Consider the following 13,909-nt stretch of genomic DNA (forward strand, 5'->3'; position numbering starts at 1 on the left):
TATTGTTTGGGGGGAAGTGTGTAAATCCAATTACCTTAATACATAGGTTTATAGAATGTTAGTTTTAATTTCGAGATCTGCCTTACGTTGTATATTGCCAGGATTTGGTTTGGTTCTTTTTTGTTTTGTATTGTTGTTTTCCTGCAAGAGTGCAAAAAATAAAAATAGGGCCTTTGATAAAGTCAATGGCACAGCAGAAGAAAAAGAATATAATTTTAGACAGAATTTTACAACGAAGTATAATATTCTTTATAACTCCAACCTGATGTTGGACAATGAAAGGGAAAGTATCTTTCACGGAGCTAAGAAGAATTACCAAGTTCGTCAATCTGTTTTTGATGAACCCCATGGCGATGGCGAACCCCATAAATTGATGGACTCGCTGATCCAGAAAGCCTACAAGATTGTAAATAATAAGCAGGAAAGCAAGTATGTTAATGAGGCTTATCTTTTGATTGGAAAGGCGAATTACTATAAAGGAGCTTACCACACATCAATCGAGTTCTTTAATCAGTTACTTCGTACGGCCTCTGAGGAGCAAAAGCAATATTTGCCGCTGGCCTATGCGTGGAAATCACGGGCTCTTTTGCAGATTGGAAAACAGGAGGCAGCAAAAATGGCTTTGGATTCGTCGTTTATTACGTTAGACGAAGAGAAGAAGAGCCGGACATTTGTGAACGCCGCTGCCGCTAATTATCATATCCGTACCGGAGCGGAACAGACCGCCATTCCTTATTTAGAATATGCTTTAGAGTCGAACTCCAATACATTGGATAATAGACGGTGGACTTTTTTATTGGCTCAGCTGTATAAGGATAATGGACAGAAGGAACAGGCATTCACTTATTTTGATAAAATCGCAAAAAGTAATGTACCTTTTGATATGGCTTTTGAGGCTAGTTTGCAAGCCGCATTTTTGGAGGGAGATAGGGGGCTTACTACTGCCGAGCGGGTGAAGCCGCTCAAACGTATGTTGAAAGAGGGGAAAAATGATGGTTATCAAGATCAGATTCTTTACCAAATAGGCGATATCTATTACGGGGCTGGAGAGGATGAGGAGGCGTTAACTTATTTTAAAAAATCCCTGTTGCAACCTAAACGCAGCGAATATCAATCTACAGAGACGTATTTGCGTCTTGCTGAACATTATTTTGATCAACAACGTTATTTTAATGCGCAGCGTTATTTTGATTCTGTTGCAATGGTTTTGCCGGCAGATTATACCGATGTAAATAAGGTGCGACGCAAATTGGGGTATATGGATGAGATAACGACCTTATATCAGGAAGTCGCCTGGCAAGATACCCTGCTTCAGCTGGCTGCATTGAATGATAGTGATCGTGATGCTACGCTGGACTCTTATGCACAGATACAGTTGTCATTAAAGAAAAAAGAGATTGAAAGACAAAAAGATCTGGCAAAGAAAGGGAAAAAGAAAGCTAAGGGAGAATCGATAACAAATGCGGCCTTTGCGGCCTACAATCAAAATCAAGCGCAAGACATTACACAGGCCTCAGATCGTACTTTTTATTTTAGTAATCCAGATGAATTGCTGGTCGGGCAGAATGCCTTTAAACGTAGATGGGGCAGTAGACCGTTAAAAGACAATTGGCGCTATGATGCTGATAATACGGGGGATTTACAAAATACAACTAAAATAGCGGTAATCGATACAGATTCTGTCGGGAAAGAAGAGGTCTTGGACGAGATGCAATTTATTGCATCAGCAAAGGAACGCTACAGTAAAGATATTCCAAAAGGAAAGGAAGCGTATGAGGCGAGTCATAAAATCGTACATGACAAGCTAATAGTCATCGGTAATATTTACAGGGATTATACACAAGATAATAAAGATGCAATAAAAGTCTATGAGGAGTTCTTGAGGCGTTACCCAAATACGGAAGCAGGAGCCGAGATCTATTACTCTTTGTATAGAATGTACGATGGAATCGATAAGGCCAAATCGCAGGATAATTTCAATAAACTGATAGCTCTTTTTCCGGGTTCACTCCATGCTAAAGTTGCTCAAGATCCATCCTACATGGATAAGATTAGACGAGATAAGAATATTCTTGACCGCGTTTTTGAGAAACTATTTGACTTGTATGCAAATGGAGATCATGCAGCTGTAATTCGTGAAGCAGATATTGATCTAAAAGAAAGATTTGAAAATACGGCATTGGTTGCCCAGGTCGAATACCTACGGGCGTTAGCTATTGGACGAGTAGGGAGAATCGAAGATTTTACGACGACTTTAGAGGGGATCATTGAGCGTTATCCACAAGACAGTTTGGTCGTTCCATTAGCCAAAGAAAATCTAGCTTTTATGGCTCAAAACCCGCAGTATTTTGTACACCGGGTGAATGCCCTTCAGGATATCGACAAGTCGCGTATTGCATTTGTTGATGAGCCCGATATGACGGCTTGGCCTAGTCTTGATATCGATGGTGACTATAGAAGTGGTACGGCAATTGTTAAGGAATTACCTAAGCCGAAAGAAGAGCCTAAAAAAGAGGTTGTAGTGGCTAAGATTAAAGAGGCTGTCAAGGAAGAACCCAAGAAAGAGGTTGTAGTGGCTAAGATTAAAGAGGCTGTCAAGGAAGAACCCAAGAAAGAGGTTGTGGTAGCCAAGGTGGAAGAAAAGGTAAAAGAAGAACCGAAGAAGGAAATTGTCGTGGCTAAGGTTGAAGCGATAAAAGAGGAAGAATTAAAGCGGGCTGCGCTTGCAGATGTAAAGGGTACCGATAACGTTGGTGTAAATAATAAATTGAATAATGATGTTGTTGTTGGAGTCGCTGACATCAAGATTGGAAACTCAAAGATTGATTTTGGTCCAAATGACTATAGGGATAAAAAGCTGTTCCCTGATACGGCAGAGTATTATTTTACGGTAAATGTCATGGATTCCAAAGTGAATATGGCTCCAAGCCGTTATGGGATAGGACAATTTAATCGAACTCGGTATCATAATACACCTATTAATCATCAGTTAAAGGTAGTAAATGGAGAAAACCAATTAATCTTTATTGGTCCATTTAAGTCTTTTGAAGAAGTAAAAGTTTATGAGTCAAGGTTATTGCCACTTATGCTAGAAATAATGAAAGTACCAGCGGAAATTTATAATACCTTTGTCATCACAAAACAGTCTATCCCATCGTTAACAGATGGGGTCGAGATCAAGAAGTATCATCAAAATTATATAGAACAATAGCGGATATTTTTAAAGGATGAAGAGAGAATCGAAAAACACTAAACTGACACCCGAGGAAATAAGTAAATATACACGTACATTCTGGCAGATTTTAATTGGTCTTATAGCCTTTGTATGTTTGTTTTTGGTCGGTGTACGTGTTGGATTATTTGGACAGCTTCCGTCGTTCGAGGACTTAGAGAACCCAAGGAGTAATTTGGCATCAGAAATTTTGACAGATGACAATAAAGTACTAGGCACATACTATCTGCAAAATAGGTCAAACGTAAAGTATAGTGAATTATCTCCCCATCTAGTTCATGCATTAATCTCTACAGAAGACAAGCGGTTTTATGCGCATTCCGGAATAGATTATTTCAGGACCCTTACGACGATTTTTCATACGGTTGTATTACGGGACAAGCAAGGCGGAAGTACGATAACACAGCAGTTGGCACTGAACCTGTTTGCAGAGCGTCGCGAGCGGGGTACAATTAAGCGTATCATGCAGAAATTTCAGGAATGGATTACAGCAGTGCGTCTAGAGCGGAATTACACCAAGGAGGAAATTATCATGATGTACTTCAATACGGTGGATTTTGGCTATAAAAATACCTTTGGTATAAAATCAGGAGCGCGTACTTTTTTCAATACTACACCGGATAAGCTTACGGCTGAACAAGCGGCTCTGTTGGTTGGTATGTTGAAGGGGCCGAGTATGTACTCGCCCATCAGAAATAAGGATAGGGCATTGACCCGTCGTAATCAGGTCTTGATTAATATGCATGGGGAAAGTTTCTTGACAGATGTAGAGTTAGAGGAGGCAAAAAATAAACCCTTAGAATTGGATATTAATATTTCTAGTTATGGTGAAGGTTTAGCCCCTTATTTTAGATCTGTACTGAAGGATGAAATAAAAAAAGAGTTTCAACGACTCTCCATCACCAAAGCGGATGGAACTCCCTACGATTTGGATAGAGACGGTCTACGTATTTATACGCCGCTGAACTATAAGATGCAGGAGTATGCTGAAGCTGCGCAAAAGGAGTGGATGCAGAAGCTACAGCGTGAGTTTGATAAACAATGGCGTAATAGAAATGCCTTTTCCGGAGATAGAGCAAAACTATTGGAGACGGGGATGAGACGTTCTGACCGCTACCGTGAACTGAAGGAAAACGGTGCTTCAGCTGAAGAGATCAAAAAAGCGTTTAATACAAAAGTTTCGATGAGTATATTCACGTGGAAAGGATCGGTAGATACTGTGATGACACCCATGGACTCTATTAAATACAATAAGCTGATGTTGCGCAATTCCATGATGGCTATGGATCCGATGACCGGACATATTAAAGCATGGGTAGGAGGTATTAATTTTGAACACTATAAATATGATCAGGTAAAAATGGGAGTTAGGCAGGTTGGATCTACGGCTAAGCCTTTTACCTATGCAGTCGCCATAGATAATGGATATTCGCCCTGTTACACTGTTCCTAATCACCAACAGACCTATGGTGACTGGACGCCTCGTGGTACCGTACAAGGAGGGGATCCTATTACGCTGAAGAATGCAATTAAGTATTCGCAGAACTTTGCTACGGCTTTTGTCATAAACGAAGTAGGGGCCGCGAGTGTTGCCGATCTAACACATAAAATGGGGATTACTTCCAATGTGCCAAATTATCCTTCGATTGCGCTGGGCGCATATGAGGCATCGGTATATGATATGGTGGGCGCATATTCTTCATTTGTGAATCATGGTACATGGATCGAACCGACTATGATATTACGTATTGAGGATAAGAACGGAACGCCTATTTATGAGCGTACACCGAAGGTCGTAAAGGCGTTGAATAGCGAGTCAGCATATATTATGGTCGATATGTTGAGAGGCGTAGTCGATGGCGGAACCGGTTCGCGCGTACGACGTGCAGATTATGGAGGATTGACCATTCCTATGGGTGGGAAAACAGGTACGACGAATGATAATTCAGATGCTTGGTTTATTGGTTTTACTCCGCAATTGGTGGCTGGTGTATGGACCGGAGCGGAGGATAGAGGGATCAGTTTCAGTAGTATGCAGTATGGTCAGGGAGCGGCTGCGGCGCTTCCGGTGTTCGGTCTTTTTATGAAGAAAGTATATAGCGATAAGTCGTTAAATTATACAAAGATGGATTTTCCAAAACCTCCGGGTGGTATGACGCGTGTGATGGATTGTTCGGAATACTCCAAGTACGATGGATATTCGTCGGAGCCACAGTTGGAAGATGACCGTTTAGGCTTTTAAAATCTTTAAGTTGCGTGTGGTTTTGATTACACGGTAACACAAGTACTCACCGCAAGAAATTATTCTTTCGGTGAGTTTTTTTTAAAACTGGTGCCAAATATAACATGTCGGCAAATAGTATGGATAAATAATGAGTTCATTTGACTATAAAATCGAATTAAAGCGAATCCCACATAAGCCTGGGGTTTATCAATATTTTGATAAAGATGATGTATTAATATATGTCGGAAAGGCCAAGGATTTAAAGAATCGTGTGAGTTCGTATTTTGTGAATGATCGCCAACTGAACTCAAAAACGAAGGTTCTGGTACGGAAGATACAGCGTATCGCCTTTACCATTGTAGATACGGAGATTGATGCTTGGCTTCTGGAGAATAACTTAATCAAAAAGCATAAGCCAAGATACAACGTCATGCTTAAGGATGATAAGACGTATCCTTGGATTGTGATAAAGAATGAAGCTTTTCCCCGTGTATTCTGGACACGTAAATATATAAAGGACGGGTCAAAGTATTACGGTCCTTATGCGTCGATCAGTATGATGCATATCGTCCTCGATACCATTCGGGAGTTATTCCCTTTGAGGACCTGCTCCCTGAATTTAGCCCCGGAAAATATTGCCAAAGGGAAGTACAAAGTCTGTTTGGAGTATCAGATAGGTAATTGCAAAGGTCCTTGTGAAGGATTGCAGAATACGGGGGAGTATAATCTGAACCTAGAAAGTATTAAAGATATTCTGAACGGTAAGATAGGTGTTGTGACGTCAAGACTTAAGGAGCAATTAAATGATGCTATCGCAGCGCTAAATTTTGAAGAAGCTCATATTTTGAAGACAAAGTTGGATAAACTGGACAATTACCAGAGCAAATCAACAGTTGTCAGTTCGTCGATTACCAATATTGATGTTTTCAGCATTGCCTCTGACGAGAGCTACGCTTTCGTTAATTTCCTGAAGGTCATGAATGGTGTCGTGATTCAGACGCAAACGTTGGAAATGAAAAAACGATTGGATGAAACGGATGAAGAGCTTCTGGCAATTGCCATCCCTGAGATCAGAAATCGATACAAGAGTATTTCGCGCGAGGTTATAGTACCCTTTGATATGCAGATCGAAGGTTTTTCGCCCGATGTCACGTTTTTTGTGCCTAAATCGGGTGATAAGCGAAAGCTATTGGACCTTTCGTTGAAGAATGTTGCGTATTTTAAGAAGGAACGATTGCTACAGTATGAAAAGCTAAATCCTGAGATAAAAACTGAGCGCCTGTTAAATCAGATGCAAAAAGATCTGCGGATGAATGTACTGCCTCGACATATTGAGTGTTTTGACAACTCGAATATCCAAGGTAATTTCCCGGTATCAGCTATCGTCGTTTTTAAGGATGGAAAGCCGTCTAAAAAAGACTATAGGCATTTTAATGTGAAGACCGTAGAAGGGCCGAATGATTTTGCGACAATGGAGGAGGCTGTTTTTAGGCGCTATAAGCGACTGTTGGATGAAAATCAAGAACTGCCTCAGTTGATCATAATTGATGGCGGAAAGGGGCAGCTTGGGGCCGCACTGAAAAGTTTAAGGTTGCTAGGGATCGAAAAAAAACTTACTGTAATTGGGATCGCTAAACGTTTAGAAGAACTTTATTATCCGGGTGACCAGTATCCGTTGTACCTGGATAAAAAATCAGAGACATTACGTGTGATCCAACATCTTCGGGATGAAGCGCATCGTTTTGGTATTACCTTTCATCGAAATCAACGCAGTCGCAAGACCTTTGTGTCGGAACTGGAGAATATCCCGGGCATCGGTAAGACAACTGTTGAAAAGCTTCTTAAGGTGTTCAAGTCGGTCAAACGGATTAAAGAGCAATCTGATGAAAGTTTAGCAGCGGTATTAAATGCAAAGCAACTAAAGGCACTTCGGACATATTTTGAAGCCCCTTCAGAGAGCTGATTTGAAGCTATTAAGTGTGTTGAAAGCCAGTTATTTTTACTTCGTCATAATCGAGCTGGTTTTCAATATTCCGTAATACGCTGTCTTCAAAGGTTTTCTCTTTCCGTATTAAACGTAATTCATTTCGTTCTTCCTGGATAAGCGCCCGAATAATCTGTCGGCTTTCGGCTTTGTCAATCGTAAAGTTGCTGGGGCCTGCAGTACAGATGTTTTTATCTTCCAGCATGGCGATTTCGTTTTCCAAACGATGTTTGTAATGTCGCACGAGACCATTGTTTTCTATTTCTTGGGAATAATCATTTTTTAATTTATTCAAGGAGGCTTGTTTGATTCTCTTTTGAACAATAATTTCCTGTTTGTCGGGAGAAATTCCTGTGCCTTGATCTTCGACTTTTAGTAGGTGTAATAACCACGGAAGAAGTAAGCCCTGCCCCACTAGAGTAATCAAAATGGTTACAAATGTTACGAATAATATAATATTACGATGTGGAAAAACTTCACCGTTGGGTAATAAAGTAGGAATGGATAAAGCCGCCGCTAGAGAGACCACTCCGCGCATAGCCGCGAGGCTAATGATTAAGGGCTCTTTCCAATCCGGTTTTGGGAGGTTCTTGTTCTTAAGTTTGGAACGGTACCAAGGGATATAAGTAACCATAAAGCTGTAAGCTATACGGACTAGGATGATGACAAGACTGAGTATAACGGCATAGTAAATGCCCTGTTTGATTGTGTGATGCTGCATATGAGCAATAACAACAGGGAGTTCTAATCCTATAAGAATGAATACGGCTGCGTTCATCAGAAATATGACGACTGCCCAGACGGAGGTTGCTTGAAGCCGCGAGGTATGACTGAGGTAACAGTCGGCATGATAAGACATGAATAGGCCTGCAGATACTACGGCCAGTACACCTGAGAAGCCATAGTGTTCGGCTACGATGTAGACGATATAAGGGACCAATAAAGTAAATACCGTATCAATATTCGAGTTTGAGGGCATTTTGCGGAGGACGAAGCCTGCAAAAGCCCCGATAAGTAAACCTATGGCAGTTCCGCCTAGGGCCATAATAAAAAAGTCAGATATTGCTTCCTGCATTACAAACTGGCCGGTCATTACTGCGGCTAAAGCAAATTTGAAAACGATCAAACTAGACGCATCATTGATCAAACTCTCTCCTTCTAAAACACTCGTTATCTTTTTGGGGATTTTTAAATGTTTCAAGATGGAAGTTGCTGCAACGGCGTCTGGAGGTGAGTTTATGCCTCCTAAAAGGAAGCCCATAGCAAGTGTAAGTCCCGGGATTAAAGAAGATGATACATAAGCAACAACCAAGGAGGTGATGAACACGAGTCCAAAAGCCATAGAAAATATTTGTTTCCGCCAATTGTGAAAATCCTTCCAAGAAGTAAACCATGCTGCTTCGAATAGGATGGGGGGAAGAAATAGCAGAAAAATAAGATCGGAGTGAATTCGAATGTGGGGCATACCGGGAGCGAGGCTGATCAGTAGTCCGGCGATAACAAGAAATATTGGGTAGGCTATTTTTAGTTTTTGACCTAATAGTACTAACATCATCACGCTGAATAGTACGCCGATAGTGGTTAATAGATAATCGTGTATCATGCAATAAAACCATTTATTAACTAAAAATAGTAATTAGTTTCTTTGCTTTTTCTTTCGAAAAAAAAATGCCAGTAAAAAAATACTGGCATTTGTATGTTTTAGTCTTCGTATCCGAATCGTTTTAAGTGATTTTTCTTAGATCTCCAATCGGGGATTACCTTAACAAAGAGTTCCAGAAATACCTTTCCATCAATAAACTCTTCGATGTCTTGGCGCGCATAGGTGCCCACTTTTTTGATCATTGATCCGGCTTTACCTATTAGAATGTTTTTCTGTGAATCCCGCTCTACAATGATTTCAGCCGCTATACGTGTTATTTTAGCTTCTTCTTTGTAGGAGGTTACAACCACTTCTGTACTGTAAGGAATCTCTTTGTCATACAATTTGAAGATTTTTTCCCGAATCATCTCTGAAGCAAAGAAACGCATGGATTTATCTGTAAGTTCATCCTTCTCGTAATACGGAGGGTGTATCGGGAGTTTCTCTTTGATATAGCTGAGTATCGGAGGGACATTGTATCCTAATAAAGCAGACATCGCAAATATAGCTTCCGGATTGAGTTTCTCTTTCCAAAACTCGATCTTTTCTCGTACTTCTTCTTCCGAAGATTTATCAATTTTGTTAATTAATACAGCTACTGGGGAAGAACTATTGCGTAATTTGTCTATGACGTCATTCTCGTCATATTTTTCGTGAATGTCCGTAACAAATAAAATAATATCTGCATCTATCAACGAGCCCTGTACAAAATTCATCATAGATTCTTGTAACGTATATTTGGGAACGATCACGCCCGGAGTATCCGAAAAGATAATCTGATGATCTTCATCGTTGACTATACCCATAATACGATGACGGGTGGTTTGTGCTTTTGGTGTGATGATAGACATTTTTTCACCTACTAAAGCATTCATTAGCGTAGACTTACCTGCGTTTGGTTTACCAATGATACTTACGAATCCAGCTTTGTGCGACATTATTTTGCTTTTTATTTGTTTTACAAAGAAACAAATAATATCTTTGTACTCCAATTAAGGGAGTAAATAATATTTGATTTTGACAACAGGAACAAAGATTTGAAATAAGAAAAGTGGAGAGATGGGGTTAGTTTAACTCATCAGGCTTAAATTCGCCAGCTGGTGAACATTGGGTCGAATCTCAAAAGCAATAAAGATATATTGCGGGGTGGAGCAGTGGTAGCTCGTCGGGCTCATAACCCGAAGGTCATCAGTTCGAGTCTGGTCCCCGCTACTAAAAAACACTAAAGCGCGATGCTTTAGATAAAAAATACTTGATAGACAGACGGATCTTGAAAAGTAAATAAAATATATTGCGGGATGGAGCAGTGGTAGCTCGTCGGGCTCATAACCCGAAGGTCATCAGTTCGAGTCTGGTTCCCGCTACTAAATAAGCCAAGTGCCTACTTGGCTTTTAAAAAACATATTGCGGGGTGGAGCAGTGGTAGCTCGTCGGGCTCATAACCCGAAGGTCATCAGTTCGAGTCTGGTCCCCGCTACTAAGTAGAAAGCTTAATCGAAAGATTAGGCTTTTTTTGTGTTTAGATATAAAGTTTGTTATGTAATTAAATTTGTCTTTTATCTATAAATATATGTCTCAATTGGCTTTTTTTTGGGGGGGCTTGTAACTTTTTGATTGTTAATGCAAACGATTGTTTAATTTACGCAAACGTTTGATGTTATCGTGAAATTCTTAATTCTGTAACATTAAGTTAATTTGGATCCATAAAACTAGATTGTGGTATCTGACTAGTTTACCGAGTACCTTAAATTAAAATTTATGAAAAAATGTTTTTCAAGGCCTTTTTTTGTAACTGGATTTTATCCGATTACATCAGCCTTAATGTTAGCTCTCATAACACCTAGTTCGATCCGAGCGAATACCTTTGCCTCGGAGCTAAGTATTCGCGTGGAGGAAGGCCAGCAAAAGATTACTGGTAAGATAACCTCCAGTTCAGGTTCTGTGAGTGGTGCAACAATTACAGTGAAGGAAAATTCAACGTTGACTACTTCATCTGACCAAGATGGTAATTTTTCTATCTCGGCGGTGCCGGGGCAGACTTTGATTGTAACAGCTGTCGGCCATGAAACTGTGGAACGGAAAATTGTGGGAGGAACGATTCTGATAACATTAGTAGAATCGAGTGAAGAACTGGAAGAAGTTGTGATTGTTGGATATGGGGTTCAAAAAAAAGAAAGTTTGACTGGCGCGCTGCAAGTTGTCTCTGGGGAGAAACTTCGTGATGTCACTACGCCCAACGTAGAGAATATGTTGAATGGCAAAGTGTCTGGAGCTTTTGTGGCTCCTGGTTCAGGACGTCCAGGATCAGGTGGTGCTGTTGTTATTCGTGGTCAGGCTACATTGAATGGTAGTACAAGTCCTTTGTGGGTTATTGATGGTGTTATTGTAGGATCTGGTGCTGGAGATTTGAATCCCGATGATATTGAGACAATGACGGTATTGAAAGATGCCGCTTCTACAGCGATCTATGGTTCACAAGGTGCGAATGGGGTAGTTGTTGTGACTACGAAACGTGCAAAATCAGGCGTGTCTGATATTACCTTCTCCACAAGAATAGGCTTCAACCAGTTGACAAATGGTAACCTTGAGGTAATGAATGGAGAGGAGTTGTATGACTATTATGCTTCATTCTCAAATGCTAATACAATCAAGTTCCCCCGTTGGAATGAAAAGTTGCGAAATAGTAATTTTGATTGGTGGGATTTAGCAACTCAAAATGGGTTTGTGCAAAATCATAATATTTCTGTTTCCAGTGGGACTGAAAAGTTACGTTCTTATTTATCAGTAGGGATGTATGATGAAAAAGGGGCCGTAAAAGGGTATGATTATAAAAGATATAATGTTCGCCTTAATCAGGAATATAAGCCATTTGATTGGTTGACAATTAAGCCTTCAGTTGTGGGATCACGTCGTGGCGTGGAAAACCGGGAATATTCCGTTGGGGCAATGTATTCTAATCTGCCGTGGGATAGTCCCTATGACGCAGAGGGTAATTTAGTGCCACACCGTTCGAGTAACTGGGTGAACAGCGCGAGTACCAATTATTTGTACGATTTGCAATGGGATCATTCCTCTGGTGTCAAGTATGAATTAATGGGTAATTTGGATTTTGTGGTTAAATTGACAGATTGGTTAACCTTTAACTCAGTAAATAATTACCGTTATATTAATGATGCCAGTGCCGGTTATACGGATCCGAGGTCGAATGGAGGACTGAGTGTTCAAGGTCGGATTACCGATTATCGAAATGAAGTAGCTCGACGTTATACCAATCAAATGTTGACAGTGAACAAGTCTTGGGGTAAACATACGTTGTTTGCTGTTGGGGGATATGAATTTAACGACTATTGGTCTAAGAGTCTAGATGTTTATGGTACGGGCTTTATTCCTGGTTTTGAGATTTTAGATGTGGTAAGCAAGCCTGAAAGAACAAAAGGAGGGATCAATGAGTGGGCTGTTCAGTCTTTGCTCTCTAAAGCGAACTATACTTACGATAATCGCTATTTGGTAGAAGCGTCGTTGCGTCGTGACGGAGCCTCAAATTTTGGAGATAATGCAAAATACGGTAATTTTTTCTCTTTTAGTGGTGGTTGGAATATACATAATGAAAGTTGGTTTAATGCGCCTTGGGTAAATACGTTGAAATTGCGTGCATCTTACGGATCTACAGGTAATAGACCAAGCGCCTTATATCCGCAATATAATTTGTATTCAGTTACTCAGAATTACAATGGACTGCCAGGAACTTTAATATCAAATATTGGCAACAAGGCCTTGACTTGGGAGAAAACAATGACAACAGGTATTGGGGTTGATGCGACATTCCTGAATAATCGTATTCGTACAACGGTAGACTACTACGATAAAGATACCGACAATGTTTTGTATAACGTACCGATCAGCGGATTAACTGGGGTTACGAGGATATATCGAAATATTGGGAAAATGAACAATAAAGGTCTTGAAGTAAGTATTGGTGGAGATATCATCAGAACTAATGACTGGTTGTGGAGTTTGGATGTGAATGTAGGACATAATGTTAATAAGTTGATTGATTTATTCCCTACTCGTAATGGGGATGGTTCATATTCTGTTAAACCTCAGTTTATCGGAGATGGTTCAAATATTGCAGGATCTGCTCAATACGTGTTAGAGCCCGGGCGCGCTGTCGATACATACTATTTGAAAGAATGGGCCGGGGTAAATCCAGATAATGGTGCTCCAATGTGGTATATCGTAAAGAGAGATGCTGAGGGGAATGAAACTTCTCGTGAGACAACTTCTGATTATTCAAAAGCGACAATTGAAAAATTGGGAAAATCTTCTCCAAAGTTATTTGGTGGTTTTTCTACGGCACTACAATACAAGCAATTTGACTTGGGAGCGACGTTCGGATACTCGATAGGGGGTAATTTCTACAACTATTCCCGTCAAGAATATGATTCGGATGGTACTTATACGGATCGCAACCAGATGAAACTGATGGATGGCTGGAATCGCTGGGAGAAGCCAGGTGATGTAGCAACACACCCTATTGCCAAATACAACAATCAAGATAAGGGAAATCAGGTGTCTTCACGCTATATAGAAGAAAATGATTTTCTACGCTTGCGCTCACTGACTTTAGGATATAATTTGAAATTGAACCAATATGGTGTTAAAAATGTACGCTTGTTCTTCTCGGGTGAAAATCTATTTGTCTTAACAAATTATTCGGGGGTCGATCCGGAATTGCCTGCAAATGATGGTTCCGTATTGTCATCAACTGGACCGGCGGTATACCCCGCAACACGTAAGTATATGTTTGGTTTAAACGTCTCATTTTAA

General features: G+C 40.4%; 6 protein-coding genes and 3 tRNA genes. 7 read left to right on the forward strand and 2 right to left on the reverse strand.

The window, feature by feature from the left end:
- Positions 1–55 precede the first annotated feature (55 nt).
- From G7B18_RS06315 to uvrC, 3 genes are all read left to right on the forward strand, one after another.
- Positions 56–3,211 carry a tetratricopeptide repeat protein gene (locus G7B18_RS06315; protein WP_164122218.1) on the forward strand — a complete coding sequence of 1,052 codons (3,156 nt, stop codon included), beginning with the start codon at positions 56–58 and terminating at the stop codon, positions 3,209–3,211.
- A 16-nt stretch (positions 3,212–3,227) separates the two neighbouring features.
- Positions 3,228–5,474, forward strand: a complete 2,247-nt coding sequence (locus tag G7B18_RS06320) for a penicillin-binding protein 1A (RefSeq protein ID WP_164109000.1) — start codon at positions 3,228–3,230, stop codon at positions 5,472–5,474.
- Positions 5,475–5,604: 130 nt separating this feature from the next.
- On the forward strand, positions 5,605–7,419 hold the full coding sequence (uvrC, locus tag G7B18_RS06325; RefSeq protein WP_164108998.1) for an excinuclease ABC subunit UvrC: 1,815 nt from the start codon (positions 5,605–5,607) through the stop codon (positions 7,417–7,419).
- Between the two features lie 10 nt (positions 7,420–7,429).
- On the opposite strand, the gene G7B18_RS06330 is transcribed toward uvrC, so the two are convergent.
- Both G7B18_RS06330 and era read right to left on the reverse strand, forming a co-directional pair.
- On the reverse strand, positions 7,430–9,043 hold the full coding sequence (locus G7B18_RS06330) for a Na+/H+ antiporter (RefSeq protein WP_164122219.1): 1,614 nt from the start codon (positions 9,041–9,043) through the stop codon (positions 7,430–7,432).
- A gap of 98 nt (positions 9,044–9,141) precedes the next feature.
- Positions 9,142–10,020 (reverse strand): GTPase Era, encoded by an 879-nt coding sequence (era, locus tag G7B18_RS06335; RefSeq protein ID WP_164108993.1) that lies wholly within the window; start codon positions 10,018–10,020, stop codon positions 9,142–9,144.
- A 202-nt stretch (positions 10,021–10,222) separates the two neighbouring features.
- Here era and G7B18_RS06340 point away from each other — a divergent pair.
- The 4 genes from G7B18_RS06340 to G7B18_RS06355 all read left to right on the forward strand — a co-directional run bounded on the left by G7B18_RS06340 (position 10,223) and on the right by G7B18_RS06355 (position 13,909).
- A tRNA-Met gene (locus tag G7B18_RS06340) sits at positions 10,223–10,294 on the forward strand.
- Positions 10,295–10,374: 80 nt separating this feature from the next.
- A tRNA-Met gene (locus G7B18_RS06345) sits at positions 10,375–10,446 on the forward strand.
- A gap of 41 nt (positions 10,447–10,487) precedes the next feature.
- Positions 10,488–10,559, forward strand: a tRNA-Met gene (locus tag G7B18_RS06350).
- Between the two features lie 344 nt (positions 10,560–10,903).
- A complete protein-coding gene (locus G7B18_RS06355; RefSeq protein WP_240452785.1) occupies positions 10,904–13,909 on the forward strand; it encodes a SusC/RagA family TonB-linked outer membrane protein in 3,006 nt (1,001 codons plus the stop codon).

Origin of the sequence: Sphingobacterium sp. xlx-130, from assembly GCF_011007405.1 — a bacterium.
GTDB lineage: Bacteria > Bacteroidota > Bacteroidia > Sphingobacteriales > Sphingobacteriaceae > Sphingobacterium > Sphingobacterium luzhongxinii.

Coding starts and splice junctions, on each gene's coding strand:
- G7B18_RS06315 (WP_164122218.1), top strand. CDS start 56: ATGTTAGTTTTAATTTCGAGATCTGCCTTACGTTGTATATTGCCAGGA.
- G7B18_RS06320 (WP_164109000.1), top strand. CDS start 3,228: ATGAAGAGAGAATCGAAAAACACTAAACTGACACCCGAGGAAATAAGT.
- uvrC (WP_164108998.1), top strand. CDS start 5,605: ATGAGTTCATTTGACTATAAAATCGAATTAAAGCGAATCCCACATAAG.
- G7B18_RS06330 (WP_164122219.1), bottom strand. CDS start 9,043: ATGATACACGATTATCTATTAACCACTATCGGCGTACTATTCAGCGTG.
- era (WP_164108993.1), bottom strand. CDS start 10,020: ATGTCGCACAAAGCTGGATTCGTAAGTATCATTGGTAAACCAAACGCA.
- G7B18_RS06355 (WP_240452785.1), top strand. CDS start 10,904: ATGTTAGCTCTCATAACACCTAGTTCGATCCGAGCGAATACCTTTGCC.